This window comes from Nostoc sp. (assembly GCF_036917935.1).
Classification (GTDB): Bacteria; Cyanobacteriota; Cyanobacteriia; order Cyanobacteriales; family Nostocaceae; genus Nostoc.
This window is the reverse complement of the sequence record NZ_JBALEL010000039.1, coordinates 202,773-227,146: the sequence shown is the minus strand read 5'-3', so window position 1 is coordinate 227,146 and position 24,374 is coordinate 202,773. Positions and strand designations below refer to the sequence as shown.

At 42.7% G+C, this 24,374-nt stretch carries 20 protein-coding genes; 13 read left to right on the top strand and 7 right to left on the bottom strand.

Translation table 11 applies throughout. The features are described from left to right. The first annotated feature begins 354 nt into the window (after window positions 1-354). From V7K62_RS18305 to V7K62_RS18275, 7 genes are all read left to right on the top strand, one after another. Window positions 355-951 (top strand): cytochrome C, encoded by a 597-nt coding sequence (locus V7K62_RS18305; protein WP_334866394.1) that lies wholly within the window; start codon window positions 355-357, stop codon window positions 949-951. Window positions 952-1,270: 319 nt separating this feature from the next. Further along, window positions 1,271-4,063 (top strand): preprotein translocase subunit SecA, encoded by a 2,793-nt coding sequence (secA, locus tag V7K62_RS18300; RefSeq protein ID WP_334866392.1) that lies wholly within the window; start codon window positions 1,271-1,273, stop codon window positions 4,061-4,063. A gap of 499 nt (window positions 4,064-4,562) precedes the next feature. Then, entirely contained in the window at window positions 4,563-4,805 is a 243-nt protein-coding gene (locus tag V7K62_RS18295) for a UPF0175 family protein (protein ID WP_334866390.1), read from the top strand. A 2-nt stretch (window positions 4,806-4,807) separates the two neighbouring features. After that, window positions 4,808-5,227 carry a DUF3368 domain-containing protein gene (locus tag V7K62_RS18290; RefSeq protein ID WP_334866388.1) on the top strand — a complete coding sequence of 140 codons (420 nt, stop codon included), beginning with the start codon at window positions 4,808-4,810 and terminating at the stop codon, window positions 5,225-5,227. Between the two features lie 386 nt (window positions 5,228-5,613). After that, the gene (locus tag V7K62_RS18285) at window positions 5,614-5,943 is read left to right on the top strand and encodes an aspartyl protease family protein (RefSeq protein WP_334866386.1); all 330 of its coding nucleotides are present in this window, start codon (window positions 5,614-5,616) and stop codon (window positions 5,941-5,943) included. 58 nt (window positions 5,944-6,001) lie between these two features. Then, complete coding sequence (locus tag V7K62_RS18280; protein ID WP_334866384.1) at window positions 6,002-6,334, top strand: low molecular weight protein tyrosine phosphatase family protein; 333 nt, start codon at window positions 6,002-6,004, stop codon at window positions 6,332-6,334. Beyond that, entirely contained in the window at window positions 6,331-7,014 is a 684-nt protein-coding gene (locus V7K62_RS18275) for a class I SAM-dependent methyltransferase (RefSeq protein ID WP_334866382.1), read from the top strand. Before V7K62_RS18280 ends, V7K62_RS18275 begins: the two co-directional genes overlap by 4 nt. Window positions 7,015-7,525: 511 nt before the next feature. On the opposite strand, the gene V7K62_RS18270 is transcribed toward V7K62_RS18275, so the two are convergent. The 3 genes from V7K62_RS18270 to V7K62_RS18260 all read right to left on the bottom strand — a co-directional run bounded on the left by V7K62_RS18270 (window position 7,526) and on the right by V7K62_RS18260 (window position 12,056). Further along, window positions 7,526-7,969 (bottom strand): hypothetical protein, encoded by a 444-nt coding sequence (locus tag V7K62_RS18270; RefSeq protein ID WP_334866380.1) that lies wholly within the window; start codon window positions 7,967-7,969, stop codon window positions 7,526-7,528. Between the two features lie 203 nt (window positions 7,970-8,172). Next, entirely contained in the window at window positions 8,173-10,758 is a 2,586-nt protein-coding gene (locus V7K62_RS18265; protein WP_334866378.1) for a penicillin acylase family protein, read from the bottom strand. Between the two features lie 56 nt (window positions 10,759-10,814). Next, complete coding sequence (locus tag V7K62_RS18260; RefSeq protein ID WP_334866376.1) at window positions 10,815-12,056, bottom strand: RNA-guided endonuclease InsQ/TnpB family protein; 1,242 nt, start codon at window positions 12,054-12,056, stop codon at window positions 10,815-10,817. 196 nt (window positions 12,057-12,252) lie between these two features. Here V7K62_RS18260 and V7K62_RS18255 point away from each other — a divergent pair, with 196 nt between their 5' ends. Together V7K62_RS18255 and V7K62_RS18250 are read left to right on the top strand one after the other, a co-directional pair. Beyond that, entirely contained in the window at window positions 12,253-12,993 is a 741-nt protein-coding gene (locus V7K62_RS18255) for an RNA methyltransferase (protein ID WP_334866374.1), read from the top strand. Window positions 12,994-13,168: 175 nt separating this feature from the next. After that, window positions 13,169-14,734: a serine hydrolase gene (locus V7K62_RS18250; protein WP_334866372.1), complete on the top strand. Its 1,566-nt coding sequence runs from the start codon at window positions 13,169-13,171 to the stop codon at window positions 14,732-14,734. A 609-nt stretch (window positions 14,735-15,343) separates the two neighbouring features. On the opposite strand, the gene dprA is transcribed toward V7K62_RS18250, so the two are convergent. Next, the gene (gene dprA, locus V7K62_RS18245) at window positions 15,344-16,486 is read right to left on the bottom strand and encodes a DNA-processing protein DprA (protein WP_334866370.1); all 1,143 of its coding nucleotides are present in this window, start codon (window positions 16,484-16,486) and stop codon (window positions 15,344-15,346) included. A 252-nt stretch (window positions 16,487-16,738) separates the two neighbouring features. On the opposite strand from dprA, the gene V7K62_RS18240 reads away from it, so the two are divergent. Continuing rightward, complete coding sequence (locus V7K62_RS18240; protein ID WP_334866368.1) at window positions 16,739-17,818, top strand: alpha/beta hydrolase; 1,080 nt, start codon at window positions 16,739-16,741, stop codon at window positions 17,816-17,818. A gap of 227 nt (window positions 17,819-18,045) precedes the next feature. On the opposite strand, the gene V7K62_RS18235 is transcribed toward V7K62_RS18240, so the two are convergent. Beyond that, window positions 18,046-18,735 carry an ElyC/SanA/YdcF family protein gene (locus tag V7K62_RS18235; RefSeq protein ID WP_334866366.1) on the bottom strand — a complete coding sequence of 230 codons (690 nt, stop codon included), beginning with the start codon at window positions 18,733-18,735 and terminating at the stop codon, window positions 18,046-18,048. Then, the gene (locus V7K62_RS18230; RefSeq protein ID WP_334866364.1) at window positions 18,735-19,391 is read right to left on the bottom strand and encodes a DUF2301 domain-containing membrane protein; all 657 of its coding nucleotides are present in this window, start codon (window positions 19,389-19,391) and stop codon (window positions 18,735-18,737) included. Before V7K62_RS18230 ends, V7K62_RS18235 begins: the two co-directional genes overlap by 1 nt. A gap of 137 nt (window positions 19,392-19,528) precedes the next feature. On the opposite strand from V7K62_RS18230, the gene V7K62_RS18225 reads away from it, so the two are divergent. Further along, window positions 19,529-20,194, top strand: coding sequence for a GUN4 domain-containing protein (locus V7K62_RS18225; RefSeq protein ID WP_334866362.1), 666 nt, complete (start codon window positions 19,529-19,531; stop codon window positions 20,192-20,194). On the opposite strand, the gene V7K62_RS18220 is transcribed toward V7K62_RS18225, so the two are convergent. Beyond that, a complete protein-coding gene (locus V7K62_RS18220) occupies window positions 20,191-20,994 on the bottom strand; it encodes an SAM hydrolase/SAM-dependent halogenase family protein (protein WP_334866360.1) in 804 nt (267 codons plus the stop codon). The two genes, V7K62_RS18225 and V7K62_RS18220, sit on opposite strands and share 4 nt — an antisense overlap. 109 nt (window positions 20,995-21,103) lie before the next feature. Here V7K62_RS18220 and pirA point away from each other — a divergent pair, with 109 nt between their 5' ends. Next, a complete protein-coding gene (gene pirA, locus V7K62_RS18215) occupies window positions 21,104-21,259 on the top strand; it encodes an arginine synthesis PII-interacting regulator PirA (protein ID WP_334866359.1) in 156 nt (51 codons plus the stop codon). A gap of 586 nt (window positions 21,260-21,845) precedes the next feature. Further along, the gene (locus V7K62_RS18210; protein WP_442937305.1) at window positions 21,846-24,362 is read left to right on the top strand and encodes a CPBP family glutamic-type intramembrane protease; all 2,517 of its coding nucleotides are present in this window, start codon (window positions 21,846-21,848) and stop codon (window positions 24,360-24,362) included. Window positions 24,363-24,374: the final 12 nt, after the last annotated feature.

Here is a 24,374-nt window from a genome sequence, read left to right as displayed (position 1 = left end):
ACCCTTAAGAATATCGGGAGCCGAATGAGGTGAAAGTCTCACGTTCGGATCTAACTGAGAGGTGCGCTGGATAATACCAGCCATCGACTCAACCAATCTGAGCGAGAAGATATTGGTGTAAATGAAATCCGGGATATTGTGGCTGATTTTTCTAGTCAGTCAGGTTAAAACTGGTAGGACATTTTTCCTTGGATAGTCAGTGGTGCGCTGAATAGACATTTATATTACTGTTGTGGATATGAAAAATGCGTTACTTGCCAAAACTACTTACGCAAAATCACAAAACACTGCCAATACTGCGTAAGTCTTATGATTAGCACAAGCGCCACTTTTAAATATCTGGGAATGTGAGGAATGTCAATTTTTGTTAAGCGCAAAATCCGCGATGCCGAAGGCGGGCTACGCCAACGCCAAACGCTACAGCAAAGCACCGAACGTGAATTCAAACGCCAATTTTTCGGTTTACTTCTGGTAATTGTAACCTGGAGTTTAGCTATGGGCTGGCTTCTAGCCTTGGCTACTAACGCCCAAAGTGCTACTCCCACCGCTGAAATTGGCACTGTTGACGTAGTGCCGGCACAATACCAACTGGGGCAAGAACTGTATTTGGAAAACTGCTCCACGTGCCACATCGCCTTACCACCAGCCGTTTTACCTACCCAAACTTGGAAAAATCTTCTGCAAGACTCGCAGCACTACGGCGCACAACTCAAGCCTTTAGTCGATCCGCCACGTATCTTGGTGTGGAAATATCTTTCGACTTTCTCCCGTGTCCAGCTAGACGACGAAGAAACACCATATCGCCTCAACAACTCGCGTTATTTCAAAGCTTTGCATCCAGGAGTTAAGTTAGCACGTCCCGTCCAGGTTAGCAGTTGTGTCAGCTGTCATCCCAGTGCTAATGATTACAATTTCCGTCGCCTGAGATCAGAGTGGAAGAACTCAAATTAAAGTGGGGGAGATACGAGAGACGAAGGGAAAGAGGGAGAATAGTAATTGTTCGCTATTTCTCCCTACTTCCTCATCTCCCCCTGCTCCCGCATCTCTGGCCCCATCTGGGGGCAAAATGATACTATGAAGAAAGACTAAATATAAGATAAGAGTTCAAACCAATCATTTAGTAAACTGATTGGCTAGTTTTTATCCTGTTTTTGAGGTAATTCTCATTTCACACCCATCCACGACCAAGACGTTTGGGCTGGGTTAAATGTTTATAATCAATGCCGACCCTTTAATCCCCATCCCCCTTGATTCAGTTCTATAACCTGCCATGCTAAAACTTTTGTTGGGCGACCCCAACGCTCGTAAGCTTAAAAAATACCAACCTTCTGTTACTGAAGTTAACCTTTTAGAGGAAGAAATTAAGGTTCTTTCCGATGATGAGTTAAAAGGTAAAACCGTCGAATTTAAACAACGGCTCGCTAAAAGCGAAACCCTGGATGACATATTGCCAGAAGCTTACGCCGTTGTTCGGGAAGCAGGACGGCGAGTCTTAGGCTTGCGGCACTTTGATGTCCAACTCCTTGGCGGTATCATTTTACATGTAGGGCAAATTGCCGAAATGAAAACCGGCGAGGGTAAAACACTAGTCGCCACCTTGCCGAGTTACTTAAATGCTCTTACTGGTAAAGGTGTACACGTCGTCACCGTCAACGATTACCTGGCTCGTCGAGACGCGGAATGGATGGGACAGGTGCATCGGTTCTTGGGGTTGAGTGTGGGGCTAATTCAGTCAAGCATGACTCCCAGCGAACGCCAGAAAAACTACGAGTGCGATATCACTTATGTCACCAACAGTGAGGTCGGCTTCGACTACCTGCGGGATAACATGGCGACATCAATGGCAGATGTAGTGCAACGCCCGTTCAATTATTGTGTGATTGACGAGGTAGACTCGATTTTAATTGATGAGGCGCGGACACCGCTAATTATTTCCGGGCAGGTGGAAAGACCTACAGAAAAGTATCTGCAAGCCTCTGAAATAGCATTCACACTCAAAAAAGACGAGCATTACGATGTGGACGAAAAAGCTCGGAACGTGCTATTGACAGATGAAGGATTTGCTGAATCGGAAAATCTTTTGGGAGTCACAGATTTATTTGACCCAGAAGACCCTTGGGCGCACTTCGTTTTCAATGCAATTAAAGCCAAAGAACTTTTCCTCAAGGATGTAAATTACATTGTCCGCAATGGTGAAGTGGTAATTGTGGATGAGTTTACTGGCCGGGTACTACCTGGACGGCGTTGGAGTGATGGACTGCACCAGGCAATTGAAGCCAAAGAACATGTAGATATTCAGCCAGAGACTCAAACTCTAGCGACAATTACTTATCAAAATCTCTTCTTGCTGTATCCAAAACTCGGTGGAATGACAGGAACGGCAAAAACGGAAGAACCAGAATTTGAAAAAATTTACAAATTGGAAGTTGCGGTAATTCCCACCAATCAAGCCAGAAGACGCGAAGACTTGTCTGATATGGTCTTTAAGACAGAACCAGGTAAGTGGGGAGCGATCGCCAAAGAATGTGCCGAAATGCACGAACTCGGCAGACCTGTATTAGTGGGAACCACTAGTGTGGAAAAATCCGAACTTCTGAGTCGGTTACTGAAGCAACTGGAGATTCCCCACGAATTACTCAACGCCCGACCGGAAAATGTCGAACGGGAAGCGGAAATCGTCGCCCAAGCCGGACGCAAAGGTGCTGTTACTATTGCTACCAATATGGCTGGTAGAGGTACAGACATCATCTTGGGTGGTAACTCCGAATATATGGCGCGTCTGAAGCTGCGGGAATACTTCATGCCCCGAATCGTCATGCCAGAAGATGAAGATAGCTTTGGCGTGCAAAGAGCAGCCGGATTGCCAACAGGACACGGCAGTGGTCAAGGCTTTGCCCCTGGTAAAAAAGTCAAAAGTTGGCGGGCTTCGCCAGAAATTTTCCCCACCCAGTTGACAAAAGAAACAGAAAAACTACTCAAAGATGCAGTAGAAATTGCGGTGCGGGAATATGGCGATCGCAGTTTACCCGAATTGGAAGCAGAAGACAAGGTAGCGATCGCCGCAGAAAAAGCTCCCATCGATGACCCTGTGATTCAGAAATTGCGGGAAGCTTACAACCGCGTTAAGCGAGAGTATGAACAATTTACTACCCGCGAACACGATGAGGTAGTGGGAATCGGTGGTTTGCACGTAATTGGTACAGAACGCCACGAATCACGGCGGATTGATAACCAGTTGCGCGGACGTGCAGGACGACAAGGCGACCCTGGAACCACCAGATTCTTCCTCAGTTTAGAGGATAACCTACTGCGGATTTTTGGTGGCGAGCGCGTTGCCGGGTTAATGAATGCCTTCCAAGTGGAAGAAGATATGCCCATTGAATCGGGGATGCTGACCCGCAGTTTGGAAGGCGCACAGAAAAAAGTTGAAACCTACTACTACGACATTCGGAAGCAGGTATTTGAGTATGACGAGGTGATGAATAATCAACGTCGGGCGATTTATGCTGAACGCCGCCGGGTTTTAGAAGGTCAAGACTTGAAAGAACAGGTAATCAAGTACGCTGAAAAAACGATGGATGACATCGTTGACTTCTACATTAACGTAGACTTGCCCTCGGAAGAGTGGGAGTTAGAAAAGTTGGTTGAGAAAGTCAAAGAATTCGTCTATCTGCTAGCAGATTTGCAGCCAAATCAATTAGAAGATATGACAGTCGGCGAGATTAAAGCTTTCCTCCACGAACAGGTGCGAATTGCTTACGACCTCAAAGAAGCGCAGATTGACCAAGTTCAACCCGGCCTAATGCGCCAAGCTGAACGCTTCTTTATCTTGCAACGCATTGATACGCTGTGGCGGGAACATTTGCAACAAATGGATGCCTTGCGCGAATCAGTGGGATTACGTGGTTATGGGCAAAAAGACCCACTGATTGAGTATAAGAGCGAGGGTTACGAATTGTTCTTGGATATGATGATTAACATTCGCCGAGACGTTGTGTACTCGTTGTTCATGTTCCAGCCTCAGCCTCAGCAGATGGTGCAGGCATCATCAGAGATGGTGTAGGTAGGGAATTATCTCATGCAGAGACGCAGAGGCGCAGACAGTGCTTTTGCGTCTTTGTGTTTTAAGAGGTTGTTTGAAAAGTGGTCGGCTGTGATATCAGGCACTTATCGATCCCCCCTAGCCCACGCCAGTCGCTCTACTTGGGGAGACCCCATCGCGCAGCGTCTCGTAGAGAAGACCGCGCTGGCTCCCCTTAAAAAGGGGGGAAACGGAATCAAAGTCCCCCAATTTATCGGGGGATTTAGGGGGATCTATTTGATACATCACTAAGGACTTTTCAAACATCCTCTAAGGCATCTCTCAAAAATATTTTGTTTTCAGGAGTTTGCTGAAATGGGTAAGCAAATGGGGCAAGTAATAGTTACCCTCACTGTCACGAATCGAATTGATCAAGTTTTCGCTCAAAGAGGCTTCATTTCTTCGGGGAAAATTCGCTCTTATACTCTGGATGATGTTTTATGCTATAAGTAAAGCGCTATTTTTGGGTATGAGTCAATTTGTGAGTTCAATTAACCTGCAATTATCTCCAGATTCCATAAGTCAAGGTAAGCAGGCTATTCGTCAGGAAATTGCCTTGCAGTTATACGACCAAAATATTTTTACTTTTGGTCAAGCACGCCGCTTGACTAATCTATCTGTATGGGAATTTCAGCAACTTTTAGCGCAACAAAAAACTCCACGCCATTATACTGAAATGGATTTAGCAGATGATATTGAGTCAATTAAAACAGGTTCTTGGTAGTTGTGACAGTTATTTGCAACGCTACGCCTTTGATTAACTTCGCTGCTATCAATCGTCTTGATATTTTACAGGCAGTGTTTGGGACAATTATCATACCCCAAGCTGTCTATAATGAAACTACTGGTTCAAGCTTTCCAGGTTCACAATTTATATTGCAAGCAATTGCTTCTGGATGGGTACAAGTTCGTCCTGTGTCAAACATAGCACTCAGCATCCCCCCAGAGCTAGATCATGGAGAGCGAGAAGCCCTTGCTTTAGCTCTCGAAACTGGTGAGTTAAACATTTTGTTAGATGAACGGGAGGCTCGCCAAGTAGCTAAAAATTTGGGATTACAGGTAATTGGTACTCTTGGCATTCTCTTGTTAGCAAAAAATAGAAAAATTATTCCTCAAGTACAACCACTACCAATACTGCTCGGTTAAGCATTTTCAACTCGGAATTCGGTTCGGGGAAAAGGTTAAAGGGTAAGGGTTAAAGGTTTTTTCTTTCGCCCTTTCCCCTTCCCATTTTCCCCTTAACCGACAAGTATTGCAACCACTACTTGATGCCATGATTGATATTGCCCAATATTGGGTTAATGCCACACTCTATAAACAAGTCTTACAACAGACAGGAGAATTAGTTGAGTAGTCTCTTTGATATCATGTCCGCTTAATAACTTACGATAGTCGTTGCGAGTGCAACGAAGTGTTCGCAATGACAACTAATCAGCCGGACATGATATGAGAGGGCGGGGCGAAAATTTTCTTAGCGTTTTTGCATATTTATGCATTGCTCAAAAATATTTTGTTTTCAGGAGTTTGCTGAAATGGGTAAGCAAATGGGGCAAGTAATAGTTACCCTCACTGTGACGAATCGAATTGATCGAGTTCTGGCACAGCGAGGCTTTATTTCTTCGGGGGAAGTTCGCTCTTATACTCTAGATGATGTTTTAGTTGATACGGGCGCAACTTTGCTGTGTTTACCTGCTAGCATTATTAGTCAACTAGGTTTAGTCCAAGGTGGAGAAGCCCAGGTAGAGAATGCTACTGGAGTGCAGCAGGGGCGGATTTTCCGAGATGTTGAACTTAGTATTGCAGATGCGATCGCTTGTACTTGGCGTAGTTTTGGAGTTGTCTGTGGTGCGATCGCAAAGTAAAGTAGTTTATCTAAACTGTTAAACCGTTTTTGGAGTTAGATCGGCAAGAAACTGCTCAATGAAAAAGCTTTTATTTATCTGTAGTAAGAATAAACTGCGAAGTCCCACCGCCGAGGCTGTGTTTTCTGAATATGAAGGATTTGAAACAGACTCCGCAGGTTTAGATCGCTATGCCGAAGTACCGCTATCAACAGAGGCGATCGCATGGGCTGATATTATCTTTGTAATGGAGAAGCCACATAAAAAGAAGCTATCGAAAAATTTTCAGCCCTTACTTAAAGATAAAAGAGTTATATGTTTAGATATACCAGATGAATATGAGTATATGGAACCAGCTTTAATTGAGTTGTTAAAACAGAAAGTGCTACCTTTATTAAAGATTAAAAAATGAATATTCAAGAAGCATTTAATTCTGCCGCAGGAGATTACGATAACTTACGTCGTATTCTAATTCCCTGTTTTGATGACTTTTACAAAACAGCTGTTGAAATCATCCCAGGCGACGGTACTGCACCGCTAAAGGTTCTAGATTTGGGTGCTGGTACTGGACTTTACTCAGGTATGGTTCAGTCTGTCTTCCCTAATGCAGAGTTCACTTTGCTAGACTTAGCCCCTGAGATGTTAGAAAAAGCTAAGTTTAGATTTAGCAAAATGGGTAAATCTCCCAAAATCTTAATTGGTGACTACATTGAGACTGATTTAGGTGGTTCCTATAACCTGATAATCTCTGCTTTATCGATTCATCATCTGTCAGATGTTGATAAACAACTTCTTTATCAACGGATTTATGATGTTCTCAATCCTGGAGGGATATTTGTCAACGCCGATCAAGTTCTCGGCAAAACGCCTGATTTAGAACAACTTTACCGTCAACACTGGCTAGATTCTGTCCACGCTAACGGTGTCTCTGAGGAAGATTTCAAAGCTGCACAAAAACGCATGAAATACGATCGTATGGCAACCCTTGATATTCAACTTAGCTGGCTAGAAGCGGCAGGTTTTCAAAATGTAGATTGCTGGTACAAAAATTTTAGCTTTGCTGTTTTTGGTGGTTATCGACCGACTATTTAACTAATTCGTAATAACGCTCTTTACAAGACGCTGTGCTATAGCGGTTCTCGGCCCTTGTGAGGTTACAAGAACCCCACCCCCAACCCCCTCCCCGCAAGCGAGGAGGGGGCTAAGATGTACCTTGTATGATTAGGAAACGCTATAACGTAGTTTTTGGGTTTAATACCAATTCTGTATGAAGATGCGCTAAACCATATTTACAGCAGTTTGAGATCAAACCCACCACAAAATAAATCGCATGACGAAGTTTATCACTGGTTTTGATTATTTCCATCTGTGGCACGATTGATTGCAATTTGCTGTAAGTACAAGAAAGAAAAACGGATAAGCAAGCTACGGGCAGCGTCTTGTAGAGAAGGGCACAAAGAAAGAAAGAAAGAAAGAAGTTAAAAGGGTTTAGCGCAGCCTCACAAATAAATGGTATAAGCCACCACTAAATTATAAAATTCGTAATTGAATTACGAATTTTTTTAACCACTATATTTGTTACAAGGATTCAGTGCAGAGTTGGTTATTTGCCAGAGCAATAGCTATTAATTTCCTTAACTATTGAACTTTCTTCGTTGCTACTTTTTTGCAGAGATACCAAAAAACCCTTTGCTGCTGGTAGATTCTTTTTATCTATAGCTGTTGCTGCATTATTCAATTCCTTGCTGATATTCTGATAGAGTGTGAGAAAGCGTCCTTGAAAACTTTGCAATTTTTCATCCTTAACTTCTACTGCTTTCATCTCTTTGGCAAGTGGGTCTATCTTACCAGCAAGTTCAGTCAAAGCTTTAGAACCTTTTGCCGGATTGGGATTTTTGCCGAATTCCTGACCTAGAGTAGATGCCTGATTGGCAACATTTATGACTTTGTTACATTGAGCAACTTTACTTTCTCCACAACCTGCAAATAGTAAGGCGATCGCAGTAGTGACTGAAAGTATAAAACTTTGCTTAAATACGCGTTGCATAGGTTCTATGATCTCCAACTATGTTTAGTGAAAGTTGGGCAGTAGAAATGGATGATCGGCGAAAATACTTTTTCTAAAAAGAATATTTATTTCTGTTTTTAACTTTCTTTCTGCCCTGTTACTTTATACTTCATTTTTCCAAAAATGTGTATGTAATTACACTTAAAAAGCGCTCATTTTAAATTGTATACTCGTGTTCTCCTTTACTCTGCCACTTTTGGAATTAACCTCAATGTGGCAGTGGTATTTGCTGTAATATTCTTTGATTCCCATAACATCTGGTGGTATTCAATCTGACGCCAAGGTTCAACCATATCGTTGTAGTGCTTATGGAAAGCATGGCCTGATTGTCCAGGGGTGTGAATTGCTACTGAGTTATCCAAATTTCCCAAATCTACAATCATCCGCAGTGAAGGAATATCAGTAACTTCAAAGGATTTATTTGCTCTCCAGCGGTTAGCATTCACTGTTTCGCCGTTACCAGATGTAGCAAATGCACCACGATTAAATAAAGCCTCAATCGGTGCAACCCCAGATTTACCCAAGGTGGCATTCCGAAAAGTAATCGTATGCAGCTTGCCCCAATTCCAGTTTTTCGGGTCTTTGCTTTGAATTTGTTCTAGTTCATCCACGGCTTCTATAAAGGACTGCCGCAGGATTTGGTCGCGGTTCTCAACTTTCGGGGTGTTGCGGTTGTCCCACCAAGAACTATTGGGCTGTTTGACCAAATTTGCTACCACAGCATACCAGCGATCGCCTCCATTCGGAAAGTACTTTTCAGGCAACTGATCGTGAAACGTATCAGCTAGCAAGTGCTTCCAGAATACTTCAAACAAAGCAGCAGCAGGCGATGTCATTCCTAACTGCAAATTCCAATCTTGCAGCAGTTTTTGGGCTGCTTGCAAGCGGGGTGGATCAACAGTGATAGATTGTAGTAGTGGGACTAATGTTTGTGCATTTAAATTGCGATCGTCACCCTGTATCTGCTGTACATCCTTCAGCAAAATCGGCTGGGTTTGTTGTGAAATCATTTCAACAATCCGCTTGGCTCGGTAGCCATAAACCCAATCTGCGGTAATCAGGTAAGGATATTCACGCATAACTAAATTATTGGCAGTAGCAATATAACCTGGGGATGGATTAAAAATTTTGGGCAATTTCTCAAAGTCAATATAGCCTTGCCACTCATAAGCATCCGTCCAACCAGGAACGGGATAACGCCCATCTCCCTTAGCTCGGATGGGGAATTTACCAGGCATCTGGTAGCCAATATTACCATCAACGTCAGCGTAGACCAAGTTTTGAGCGGGGACATCATAATTGCTAGCAGCAGTGCGGAATTCCTGCCAGTTTTGGGCGCGATTGATTTGCGGAATGGCATACCCTAGTTTGGAAGGTGCTAGGGCTGTCCAGCGCAGGGCTACGGCGTAATTTTGCGGTAATTCTAGCGGCTGACTTGGCTTGAATTGCTGAAGATTTGGCGAAACATCAGAGAGAATCGGCCCATGTCGGGTATAGCGTACCGTTTGCACAATCGGCTGACTTGCGGCTATTTGAATCGTCTCTTGCACGAGTTGCATATCAACCCATTTGCCATTGACCTCATACTGATTGGGGTTATTTGGGTTGATTTTCTCAATGTATAAATCCATCACATCAGATTGTACATTGGTAACACCCCAGGCAATGCGATCGCTATGACCGATAATTACCCCAATCATTCCCGCAAAAGAAAAGCCAGAAACGTTGTAGGGACATTCTGCACTCTTCGGTGTGCAGTGCAAACCAACCTCGTACCATATAGAGGGTATTTGCACACCTAAGTGGGGGTCATTCGCCAAGATTGGCTTACCTGTCGCCGTCCGCTGACCAGATATCACCCAGCTATTCGAGCCAATACCTATTCCTGTGGGGCCGATGAGTTGTTCTAAAGCCATCATCGGCTTAGTAATTGACTCTAAAGCTGGAGTTATAGCTTCGGCAAAGACATTTGGAGACTGGGTAAATAGGCTAGAGTCTGAATATTTTTGATTTGAATTTTGAATTTTCCCTTTCTCTTTTAGCTCGAACTCAGGTAAAATAACTGGCAAGTCTTGAGGGTAAGGCGGAAAAAGTTCCTCTACTTGATTTTGGTTAAGGGTTTTGAGCAAAATAGCACGTTCAATTTCGCTCTCAAAATTTCTGCCCAAGTCATAAGCCATTACCTTACCCCAAGTCAGAGAATGCAGTATTTGCCAAGGTTCTGGCTGATACCTAGGATTGAGGAATTTTAGCACAGCGTATTCTAGACTCAAGGCACTACCTTGATGCTCTGTCAAATAGGCATTGACACCATCAGCGTAAGCTTCCAGGTATGCCTTCATCTCTGCATTAATTTCTGCAATTTCTTGCTGCGCCACCCTTGCCCAACCCATTGTCCGCAGATATTTGTCAGTGTCAACCTGAGAAGAACCAAACATTTCTGAGAGTCGCCCAGAACCAATGTGTCGCCAAAAATCCATTTGCCAAAAGCGGTCTTGGGCGTGAATATAACCTTGCGCCATAAATAAATCGTGAGAGTTGGCAGCATAAATATGGGGAATTCCCCATTTATCACGCTGGATGGTTACTTCGGCTTTCAGTTTTGGTAGTTGAATAGTGCCACTCTCTTGAGCAAAAGATTGGCGCACAGTGTAGGTGACAAATCCCACTAACAATAGCCCTAGCACTAACAGCACAATCAAAGTTCTTTTGAGAATCTTCCCAAACCAACGTTTCCTGAAGCTTTTTATTTGGGCTGGCAGTGGCATTGTTTAGTGAAATCACGCGATGTTACAACGTTGATATTACATTGACACTCCCCCCTTTAGAAAAGGGGGGATTCTTGGGTCAAAAGGGAGCTAGTGCTTAACCCCTCTCCCAAAGGGAGACGCGAAACGCGAACGCCAAGCATCTTGACCGTATGCCCTACGGCTGCAAGACCACGTTGCATCACCACCATAGCGGCGGCAACGTCTCTATCTGTCTGAAATCCACACTCACCACAACGATGTATCCGTTCACTTAAATCTTTCTTCCCAGTGTGGTGGTTGCAATTAGGGCAGGTTTGACTGGTTCCATTGGGGTTGACAGACGCAAAATAGACCCCGCGCTTCCAACACACCCATTCTAGGATTGAGAGGAATTCACCAAAACCTGCGTCCAAAGTATGCTTTGAAAACATTCCTTTAGCCCACGCAAAAAAGTTCAAGTCCTCAGCAAATATCATTCCACCTTGGTCACATAGATGATGTGCTAACTTGAAATGAAAATCCTTGCGAGTGTTGTGAATATATTCGTGTGTTCGTGATACTCTGTGTTGAGCTTTTCGCCAATTATTTGACCCTAATTTCTTATGGCTAACTCTTTGTTGCAGCAATTTCAGCTTGCGTTGGAGATCCACAAAAAATCTCGGTCTAGCGATTTGTTCACCAGTAGATGTAGCCAAAAAACTTTTTAGCCCTAAGTCAATACCGATAGGTTGTCCGTGTGGTGCGAAACTTGGAACATCAACGTCAGCTTGCAGCGTGAGCATTACATACCATCCTGAAGCCTTCTTCACCACTTGAGCTTGTTTTGCGACAAACCCATCTGGGATAGGTCGGGATAATTGCATTTTCACCCAGCCAATGCCAGGAAGTTTAACTTTGCTCCCAAGGATAGGATTAGCCCCTAACTGTGGAAACAATAAAGAGCGCATTCTCCCTTGTTTTTTGAATCGGGGAAAACCTCTTCCTGATTCCCACATCCCAACGAATGCCTTCTCCAATCTCCTTAACACCTGCTGCAACATCTGTGAGTGTGCGGCATTAAGATAAGGATTAGTTTTGCGGGCTTGGGTTAAAGCTTTGCACTGAGATGCAAATGTTGGTCTGGGCGCGTCAGCAGGAATGATATACTCACTCTTTAAACTGCAAGCATCTATTCTGCACGACCTTGATTTATACCAATCTTTGCGTTCTCCCAATGCAAAATTCCAAACTCTACGAGAGGTTAAGAGCCATGCCTCATAGGTCAGGGATTGTTGGTGAGTTAACTTTAGACGATAGGTATAAGTCAGGTTTAGCATATACCCATGATATCTTTAAAAACACTTTAGTCGTTTTTAAAGCCAAATAAATTTGGCTCATTCGCTTATATCCCCCGGTTATAAACCGAGGGGCTTTACGCATCACGACTCGTAAGAGTGAGCAATATTGATTTGATGGCTGTTCTACCACCTTTACAATGAAGAAACTGTAAGTTGCGATCGCAGGAGGCAAAAAATGGGCTTGGCTGGATTAAGAATTGTGTTGGTAGAACCAGCTGGGCCGATAAATATCGGCGCGATCGCTAGGGTAATGAAAAATTTCGGGCTATATAATTTAGTATTAGTGAACCCCCAATGCGATCCGTTATCGACGGAAGCTTTGATGATGGCTGTTCATGGTCAGGAAATTTTAGAATCTGCGGTATTAGTGGCGACCTTACCAGAAGCATTGCATGGATGTGTCAAGGCGATCGCTACCACCGGTCGCGTTCGCAGTTGGGAAACACCTTTAGAAAATCCTCGCACTGCGCTACCCTGGTTACTGGAGGAACCAGAAAAACCCACTGCACTGATTTTTGGCAGGGAAGACCGGGGATTAAGCAATGAAGAATTAAATTATGCACAGCGGTTTGTTGCTATTCCCACAAGTCAGGATTATGTCGCCCTGAATTTGGCTACTGCTGTCGCCATCTGTTGTTATGAATTGTCACAATCTGCCCAGCAACCTAACACTCAAACCTTACCTCAAACTGAACTCGCACCCTTAGATGTTGTGGAAGGATACTACCAGCAATTAGAATCAATATTACTGAAAATTGGTTATGTATATCCCCATACGGCAGCTAGTCGGATGGGAAAATTCCGCCAATTGTATAATCGCGCTCACTTGAAAACTGGGGAGGTAGCCATGCTGCGAGGGATTTTGCAGCAGGTAGAATGGGCGCTTAAAAACCAGAGGGATAGTGAAAACTTGTAATTATTCGTTTAATATATACGCAATCATCCCCCCAAAATAATTAATATGGCTTAAACTAAACACAAAAATGCTACTTAGTGGCAAAGTGGAATTTGAGTATTAATATTGCTTTAAAGATTAAGTTTGGGGTCAGGAGTCTGCAAGAAAACAGTCAAGTGGGTCACAAGGAGTAACGGTGTCAGAATCAAGTGGCGAACTAACAGCTTTCTCGCGGCGTCAACCCTTAAATCGCCGCCAGCAGCCACAAAAAGTTCAAAAAGTGGTAAAAAAGAGAGTTAAAACTAACAGCCAGCAGCAAGCTACGAATGGACGAGAAGGGGCGCTAACACGGCCAAAAAATCAAATCAGTCCTGACCCAATCCCTGGCGCTACACGTAGGGTAAAATCGGGGTTAGTCATGCCAACGGCAGTAAAACCAATACCTAGTGTAAAGGGGAAAATTCCTCCCTTCCGACCGGGTGCTGTGATGGTTAAAGCAGTGCGGATGGAAAAGCCAAAAACAGGCAGACGCTCATCGCGGAAAACGCGGTTAAAGCCAATGGCCAAAACCATATTGTATGTTTTGCGGTTATTGATTGTGGGTGTTGGGATGGGTGCAATTGTCGGCACGGTGTTGTCAGTATTAGACCCAGCTAATCGCATCAGCACAAATTCGGCATCGCAATCTAATAGTAATGTGGCGCGATCGCAGCCACAACCTACCCCAACTCCGCCAACCGCAGCTTCGAGTCTATACCTATCTCAGGAAATTACCTCTTTGAAAAATGCCGTGCAAAATTTGGCGGCCACCAACCCAAATCTTACACCGGGCATTTTCTTGGTAGATTTGGATACTGGTAATTATGTAGATGTCAATGGCTCTACCAGTTTTCCGGCGGCTAGCACGATTAAAGTGCCGATTCTGATTGCCTTTTTCCAGGATGTGGACGCGGGGAAAATTCGCCTGGATGAAATGCTAACCATGCAACAGGATATGGTAGCTGGCGGTTCGGGAAATCTGCAATACAAACCAGCCGGAACTCAGTACGCCGCTTTGGAAGTCGTCACTAAAATGATTACAATCAGCGACAACACGGCGACAAATATGCTGATTGCCCGACTGGGAGGAATGGACGCTTTAAACCAGCGTTTCCGCAGTTGGGGATTGACAGCCACAATAATTCGTAATCAACTCCCCGATTTGCAAGGGACAAACACCACTAGTCCCAAGGAACTAGGGAATTTGATGGCGATTGTGAGTCAGGGAAATTTAGTCAGTATGCCATCACGCGATCTCATGCTCGATATCTTGCGTCGCACCCAGAGGGACACTCTGCTGCCATCAGGTTTGGGAACAGGCGCAAGAGCTTACCACAAAACGGGTGATATCGGCACAATGTTGGCAGATACAGGTTTAATTGTTGTTCCAACTGGCAAGCGCTACATAGCCTCTGTAATGGTGCAACGCCCCGAAAACGATCCTCGCGCCGAAAAATTGATTAGCTCAATTTCTCGTGCAGCCTACCAAGAGTTTAGCCAAAATCCTGTCACACCCAACAATAATACAAACACTGTACCCGCAAATGGTTATCAGCCCCAGGTTGTGAATCCTGCTCTACCCAACGGGACAACAGGCACTGCACCCATGAGCATTTATCAGCCTCCTGTTGTCAGTCCTGTACCCAACGGCATGGGAAGTACTGTACCGGCAAACGGTTATCAATCTCCAGTTATGAATCCTCAGTATTATCCTCCGAGATAATTCGTAATTATTAATTAAAAATGGTTTCATTCCCCTTTTTAATTGCGAGTCCATGATCAACTCTAGGACTTACGCATTGACAATAAATACCAAATATGCATAAGTTTAAAAACGCCATCTTTCGTAAGGGCACAGCATTGCTCATTGGTGTTAACTTAAGCCCAAACCCTTTTAAAATCTCGTTTCCAGCCTCTGGCTGGAAATGCAGATCAAAAGCGGCTCTGCCGCAAGTCTTGAGGCGGAGCCTCAAATAGGCATTCCCAGTCTCTGACTGGGAACGAGGCAATCTTTAAAAGCTGTGTCTAGACTGGTTTTTACGTTAAGTTGACACTAATGAGCAATGCTGTGCCCCTACATTCTGGTCTATTTACGATCGCAGGATAATTAAGAAAAGCCTGAAACAACCGGGAGCATCGTTAATTCACATCACGAGGCATTTGTACAGTGCGTAAGTCCTAAACTCAAAAGTATGTAAATGAACGCTGAACTAGAGTTGATTGCCTGTCAACCTCACCCAATTGAGAGTAAAGGTTTTAACCCTAATGCCACTCTGCCATGATGATTAAATTGCTAAAAACAAAGCTAAATAATGTTGTTATCTTTTAATTCTTAACTTTTTTGATACCGCATACCTGGTAGTTGCGAAATGAAACCCATAAGTTCCAACTGTAACAAAGCACCGGAAACAGAGCCAGCAGGCATACCAGTTTGTTGGACAATAAAATCGAAGGGTAAAGCATCACTTGCGAGTGCTTCCGGTACACCTGCGGCGAACGCATCCATTACCGTTTGCAATTCTGGCGATAAAGTTGGTAAACTTAACTGTTCTGGTGCTGTAGAAGCCTCAATTGCATCAATTTGTGGTATTGCTCCCAGCATTGTTAACAGTTCGTCTAGTTCTTTAAGAATGAAAGTTGCTCCTTGACTCAGTAACTTTAAGCACCCTTGAGATGGATAATCGTCCAGTCTTCCAGGTAAGGCATAGACATCTCTACCAAATTCATTTGCGTAGGTAGCTGTTATTAAAGCACCAGATTTTAAAGGCGCTTCCATTACTAGGATAGCGCGGCTTAAGCCCGCAATAATTCGGTTGCGACGGGGAAAGTGAGTGCGATCGGGTGGGGTTTTTGTGGGGTACTCACTCACAACTAACCCAGCACTCAAAATTTGCTTGTACAAATCCCGATTTTTATGTGGATAGATGACATCGACACCAGTCCCCAAAACTGCGATCGTCCGTCCACCTGCTTTCATGGCGGCGATATGGCTTTCTGCGTCAATTCCCTCTGCCATACCAGAAACCACTGTAAAGCCATTTTTAGCCAAAGCTGTACTAATTTGGCGAGTCCAACGGATACCATATTCTGAAGGTTGGCGTGTTCCGACAATTCCAACCATTGGTTTTTGTCCGAGATTTTCTTGAAGTTCGACTTCACCGCGATAGTATAAAATTGGCGGTGGACTCGGAGTTTCTAGCAGTAAACGGGGATAATCTGCATCTGCTGGTGTCCAGAAATGGGAATTTTCCTGCTGGTGCTTAGTGAATAGTTGTTCTGGGTGCAAACGCGATCGCTGTTGTACTACTTTTTCTAGTGTTTGGAAACCAAAACCTTCCACTTCTCCTAACTCTACCTTGGTAGCGTTCCAAGCTGTTGCCAGCGTGCCAAAATGCTGTTGTAGCCGTCGCAATAATACCGGCCCAATTCCTGAAATTTGCGCCCAAGCTAGCCAATATGCGTTTTCTTCTATCACCGTTCTATCCTCACACCTACTCGATTGAGTATTCCCAAATTGAGGTTAGTTGTTGATGTGGAGGGGGACAAGGGGGAATTATTGAACAAGTCTCTACCTTGTCTCTTGTCCATGCCCAATTCCCAATGGCCCTTGACTTTTGACTCTTGACTCTTGACTATTAACTATTGACTATCTATCTTCTTATCTTCTGTGATGAAATATTTCTATCGTCTTCTAATAAGCCTATCTGGGTGCTTAATATTTTTACTGGTGCATAGTGGACTTGGTTTATTACCTAGTTTGGCAGCCGAAAAAGTTACCGTCAGGTACGGATTATTTGAGCAATCGATTCCGGTAGCAGATATACGCAACTATGACGAAACGCAAAAGGTTTCTAGCGATTTGCAATCTTTCCTAGATTATCTTAGCGCCAAGGAGAAACAGAAGTTCCAAGAAGCCCTTAAGGTGAAAATGTCGCTTGATATTGTGGCTTTAGATAAGCTGATAAACACAGGAATGGGCAAGCAAATTTTATCTTTTGCTTCCCAAGCGATCGCCCGTCGCGATCAAGCCGGTATACAAGCACTACGATCGGCTATTATCTTAGGAGCGAAATCACCAGAAGGTCTAGGAATAACCAGCTTTCTAAAAGCCTATCCCAGTAGTCAAATAGTTGTTGACGTGTCAAAAATTCAGAAGCTAGTCGGCATGGCAAATTTATCTTCTGGTTCTGCGGATGCGCCGCCGAAAGACGACGTAAGTTCTTCACCTTTAGGGAAAATTGCACTGCAATATCAGACACTCGCCGCCCAAGATAAACAATTCTCAGGTTGCTTATTTGGCGATTCTATTTCGGCTGAACTTGGTAATACTCTTGGGAGTGGTACTTTTAATTTCGGGTTAAATGGTCTAAGTACAATTTCATTACTAGAACAACTGAAAAGTTTAATTCCTACCAAGGTTAAATGCGAAAAAGCTATTATTGCCATAGGTGGAAACGATGCTTTGTATGGAATTAGTGATGAGTTATTTAGCAAAAATCTGCAAGAGGCGATCGCACTTGTCCGCACAATGGGAACTAAAGAGATTTTTCTGATTCCGGCTTTTTATTCAACAGTTGCAGCAAGCTCAGATCCAACTGTAGCAGCACCACTTTCTAAAGTTGAACAAATTAATGTTCTGATTAATCAAGTTGCTGAAATAGAAAAAGTGCCAGTTGCAGCAGCAGGACTAGCACCCTTGTATGAAAATAATGTTCTTAAAGAAAATTTGACAAGTGATGGCGACCATCTGAATACAGAGGGTCTGAAAATTTATCGGCAAGCATTATTACAAATCCTGGGTAAATGAAAAAGGGGGGTCACACAATTTTGGATTTTAGATTTTAGATTGACCCCAACAATCAAATCAGGGGCAAGTCATTTAATTTCAGAATTGGGATTAAAGAATTATTCTCGCGTTTAAATTCGCTTGTTCTAGACCTTCTTGGTAAGCAGGTCAACCTAATTAAACATCAAATGCTCATGAGATAGATCCCCGACTTCTTAAATAAGTCGGGGAATTACGAATTATCACTGTTAGGCTTTCCAACTCAAAAATCGTGCATAAAGATAAGCTATGCCTTCATCAAGAATTGTCCGCACACCTTCGCTAGAACCCCACCATTTGCTTGGATTGTAATCTTGGGTTGTGGCAGCAATCACACCAACTTGAATGTGAGGGGTAAGTATTTTTCTAAAAAGAAACCAACTCCTACGGGCATGAACGTCCAAGGAAAAAAGATTAATTGATTCTATCTCTAAATTTGAATTGGATAGCCAGCGATAAAATTCGGCAGCAGATGCATAACTACGATCCTTTACTACAAAAGGTGTCGGAACAGCTACTATTTTTTCTGCTTCTAAACCGAGTTTTATAAAGGTGGCCGCTGACACATCTGCAAAGTTCTTGTATCCAGTAAGATAACTTCCTTTACCTAATGTGCCTCCGGTAGTAATTATTTGATGATAAGAACCATTTTGAAATTCAGTCAAAGCTTTTTCTATAGCGTAATCTGGTAGCCATCCTTCAACAACTAATACTTTTGCTGATTCGATCGGGGAAGTTACGGCGAGAAATGAGTGTACATGAGTAAAAATGAAAAATATTAAATACGCAATCAAAGCGATCGCAATCGCCCACCCCTGAGCCGTAAGTGTCCACATTTCTTGGCGTTTGATTAGTTTTATTTTGGGAAATTTTTGACACCGACGATTTTTTGTCTGCATTAAACCTTAGCTAAACGTTGTTCTTTCAAGTAGGTAAACACAGACTTATCTCCAATATCAGCAGGAATTGCTTGCACTGTCTTTCGCAGGGCAAACACCAAAAATAAGCTTGCCCAAGTTCCTAATAAAATACTTTCTCCCTGAGTTGGTAAAATTCCCACCAAATGTCCTAACAACAGTAGCGGTACTATTGGGGTTAATACTTTGGTTTCCAGACGATTGAAGCAAAAAGCCTCTTTAAAATAAATACCTGTCAAAGCTACGAAGATAAAACCAACTCCAAATAAAGTAATCGGCTGATTGTAAACAGTAAGAACCAAAGGTTCACTACTAGTGATTGCCAGAATCACTGATGTTATAGTACCGATCGCCCAAAAAATTTGCAATGTTCGGTGCAGTGATGCCATGTAAATATGGATGGTAAATAAACTTACACCAAGAGCGAGACTAAAACAAGCATAGAGAGGTGTCAGTGCAGTTACAACACTTGGGTTATTGTTGAGTAAAATCAAAGCGCTGCCGATGGCAAAGCTCAGTGCTGCTACCATTAACCCAGCGCGGTAGATAATTACGCTAGTGCGATCGCTCTGAGTAATTGTAAATTCCCCAAACTGACCTTGATAAACTTCTGGTGCAGAGAGTGTTTGTGTAGTCATAGTTGCTGATGACGATTGTTTTGTATATGTATTAATCTTGACAATTATCAAAAAAAGCTAAAGTATACATCTATCATGTGGTAGCAGTTAGACTAAATTTGACCTGGGGGATTCAAAGTAATCAGAAGTATCCAAAAATGGCAAAGAATAATCAGACTGTTCTGGTACTAACTTTACTAATCACAGCAAGTCTTATAGGTATATTTGCTGTTTTGGGCTGGATTGGATATTCGTTAACACGGTCTAAGTCTGAGATCAAAAGCCCAGGAAACACTGATTTAGCTAACACAAGTACTAATTCTAGCTCATTGAAGCAAATAGAAATTACCACAGCCCGCAATGTCGATTACAGCCAGTTGCAGAAATATTTACAAAGCAAAGATTGGCAAGGATCTGATCGAGAAACTTACCTGAGAATGCTAGATGTTGCAGGGACTAAGGCACAAGCGGAGGGTGCTATTGGAAAAGATGAAATGAATGCACTTTCGTGTGTGGATTTGAAAACCATTGACAGGCTTTGGAGTACAGCCAGTGATGGGAAGTTAGGCTTTAGCGCTCAAGAAAAGATTTTGAGGGAAGAAAAAAACGACTATCGCCAGATGTATGACGCGGTTGGATGGCAAACTTTAACAGGTGAGTGGCTGATTCAGTGGAATTATAATCAGCAAACTAAAAGATACGAGTATAAACCTGGTAAGGAACCAAACTTTAAAACCTTCCCCCCAGGACATCTACCAACCGTGGAAAGAGGATATAACTTTGATGTTTCTCTGGATGTAGCACTCACGAGGTGCGGTATTTAAGTTAGCACGACTTGAAGCGGTTCTTGCCAATCTAACTGCAACTGTGAGTGAGCATTGCCGCTATTAATGGCAATTTCTATCCAGCCGTGACTGCCAACTAAAGCTATTATCTCTCCCAGCTTGACATCACTGTAAGTTTCACAGCCTGGTATACTCAACCCCGCTACTTGTACATACCAAGTTTTGCCTTGTACGTAACTCGCTGGGATGTTACTCACTAGGTTGCCAAAGTGGTCAATATATTGAATGCAACCCAGTACACCGATGGTTGTCTGCTTGCAGTTGCCTATATCCAGCTTTACCAAACTTGCTGGATCAATTTCTTGTCCAAGCTGTTTGAGAGGAACACCACTAGCAAGATTAGCTGCCACTGGTGCAAAAATATCCCTACCGTGAAAAGTCTTGCTTGGTTGAGGAGTTCGCCAATAATTAAGATTTGTCAGTTCAACGGCTGCGATCGCTGGACTTTGACTGAGTACTCCGCTGAATATACCATTATCTGGGCCTACCAAAAACCCTTGAGCAAATTCTACTGCGATCGCTCGTCGCTTACTTCCCACACCCGGATCTACTACTGCCAGATGCACTGTCCCAACTGGGAAATGGGCATAAGCATTCATCAAGCTAAACCTAGCTGCGGCGATATCTTGCGGCGGAATTTGGTGCGTTAAGTCTACCACCGTCAGTCTGGGGTTGATTTGGGCTATGACTCCCTTGATTATGCCTACATAAACATCGCGATCGCCGAAATCGCTCATTAAAGTCACGAGTGGTTGTTGACCTATCTGGTTCTTAGACATATTTTGGCCTAATTATATAAAAAAATATTTTTCTGTAGCAACAGCTACAAAATATGTGCTATGTTAACAATACAAGACATAAAACGAATAATTAAAGCAGGTAATCACTATGAGTCAAAATAGACTACAAAGCGTGAGCAAATCACGAGAAGCTCACAGAGCGAATATTCAAAGAAGCCTAGAGCATCGCTTGGAAATAGCCAGAGCAAAAGGTGACGAACAGCTGATTCGTCAACTGGAAGCTGAGATGAGGTATTCCAGCTAAATCAAGTTTTCATTGTTCATAGTTTTGTTGTGTAACCCGCTACGGCGGGTTTTTTCTTTTTAGAGGGTTTCCTGGCAATTTCTCTCTTACAGCGTTTTAACCATAATTCATGTCTTCGTCCCCGGATGTGCGTATAGTCCGGGACTTGCTGCAATTGTTCGACGAGATTCATACTTGTTATAGCGTTTCCTAATCATACAAGGTACGTCATAGCCCCCTCCTCGCAAGCGGGGAGGGGGTTGGGGGTGGGGTTCTTGTATCTCACTCAACTGAGAACCGCTATAAGCTAAACCACATCTAGTTTGCATATCTAAAATTTATATAACTCTTGTGGGGTGGGCAACATGAGCGCTCTAATTATGCAAGTTAAATGTGGAACAGCTTACTTATCCATTTTTCTCCACCCTTTACAAATCATTATTATTTTTCTCTCGTTGTATGAAACCACCCTGCTTCCTCGCTGTTTCGTGGAGGGGGTTGGGGTGGGGTTCTTGTACATCACAAGGGCCGAGAATCGTTATAGCCCTGGACTGAAAACAGTATATTTAGAGTAAGATTATCAGCAACTAAAACTTGCTGATAATATATGATTTTGCGTGGATTGAGTCGAAAAGTAAGGCTACTATTTACGAGATTTTTACTGCTAGTCTTCATAGTAGTAATTGCGTTGTGGCAACTTTCCCCAATACAAGCCCAGTTAGTACAACAAGAAAGCAATTACGCGATACATATTCGACAAAATTTTAATCAATCTGGTTTTTATCCCATTACCAAAATTCCATCTCCAAACCTTTATAAACCTATTGGCGACTGGGTAGGAAGGTTAATTTTACCAACGAAACAGCAATTACAAGATGGTTTAGATTGGGTATGGATAGAAGTGCAATATGCACCAGCTACAGCGCAAAAGTTGGTAGGGAATATTGTGCGTTTGGAGTGGAAAAAGAATAAAGATTTGCTTGCTTTAGATCAAGCAGTAACGCGAGATATAAATTTCACTTCTGAAGTGATTAAAAGTCAAAAACAAGGAAACATTCATCCTTTTCGACTAAATGGAGTTCGTCAGGTAGGGATTTTACGCTCTTTGGCTGGTGCAAATCCTGATGATGATGCAATTGTTGCTTTAGATTTAAGTACAATTATTGATGCAACTCAAGAAAAATCTATTTTGCAAATTGAACGCGAACCTGTTTTGGCAACTGGTACGTTTTATGGGTTGGTAAAAATAATAAAACCGATTAAATCTAGCTATAAAACTATTTTATTTCCCGAACCAAAGCAGTATAACGATTATTTTTTAGTGCAGCATTATAATCCTAATTCCCAGAAGTTTGATGGTATTCAAGAAACTATTTGTATTCCTCAACAAGTAATAGATAAGCGAGATTTTGCTCCTTCAAGTTCGCAGCAAATCGAACAATCATCTGCGGGTGAGGATGGGTGGTATATTTATGGCGCTACCGATGCAAAGGGCGTATTTACGGTAGTAGCACTTGCACCTCGTTCTCTCTTTCAAATTCAACCCCATCAAATCATTACTGGTGAGAAATTAGGGCTAAATTACATCCAAGATCTAAATTGGCGAAATACCGAGAAAAATAAAGGTAAATTCAATACTGTATTGTTAAAACCTGTAGAAACCCAAAATTCACTTAATCAATCTATATCAAAATGGCAAGAAGGCAATAAAGCTATTGTCCTGCATCTATTTGGTGGAATTGGCGGACGTAAAGCTGAACCAATCGGAGTACCTTATACTATCACCGGACATTTTGCTTTTGGAATTGCAGAAGTTGTCCGCGACGAGTTTACTAACGAATTACGCTTCGAGACTAAATACCACCAAATTTATGCCCATAACCCCGATGGAATTATTGCCGGAACGCATACATGGGCTGATTATATGGGTAATTTACAACGTGGTTGGTTGGCAACACGTCCAGTATCAGATATTCTGATCAAATTCGAGCCAGTAACGCAGGATTATGATTTTGATGGTGTTAAACTTTCGCCTTTAGAGCAATTCCAGCAACAATTACAGGTAACAATGGCACGTTATCGGGTTGGTGATGGAACTGGTGGCGCAATGGTATCACCTGCTACCTCATGCGTCCAAGACGCAAGCCAAGCACTTTATGCTGCAATAGTGGCAATTAAAAACCAAGTTGCAATAACTCCTCAAATTCAAACTTGGGTACGCGCCAACCCCAATCACCCGCAAACATTACGCTTTCAGCAGCTAGTTGAATTAGGCCAATCTTTAGAACAACAATTAGCACCCTTGGGGATAGTTCGCGCTGATTGGCAAAGTCAAGCAGGTTTACTCGCAGGTACGGGCATAGGAAAAACGACGCAACCATTTCAAGATCGTAGTATTTGGGCTGGTTTGACAACATGGCGAACAATAATGCCTAGACTTGCACACGACGATCTCGCCGCAATATTTTTAAAACATGGTGCAACTATGCAAGTATTGCGAACCAATCAAGTCGGTGGTTGGCAACCTAATATTACACCCATTGCACCAACAGTACTTTTGGGACAAATTAAGATTCCCTTTACCAATATTTCACCACTTCCAATTCTTTTAAATCGCACTTTAGCGTCCTTAGCAGTTCCGACACGAAAAGATTGGTTAGTTATTGCTTTCATGCTGATAATTTATAGTTTTATTGCCCTACCTTATGGCTGGAAAATTGGATTTTTACATATCAAAATTTGGTCTGCAAATTGGATTGATAAATGCTTGTTGATATTGCGTTGTTTCTTTCTACCTGCGATTCTTGAAGAACTCTTTTTTCGCGTTTTTTTGCTTTCTAATCCTAGCGAAATCACCGATTGGTTTCAATGGGCTTTGTGGGCAATAGTGAGTTTATTATTATTTATTTTGTATCATCTACTGAATCCTAAAATATTTTTTAAAGCTGGAATACCCACATTTTATAATCCTGCTTTTCTTGTTCTAGCTGCATTTTTGGGAATTATATGTACTGTTGCATATACCCTAACAGGATCGTTGTTTGTGATAGTTTTAATTCACTGGGTTATTGTTGTAGTTTGGTTAATTGTTTTTGGAGGAATCACAAAATTAGATAATAATTAAAAAGTTCAGAAT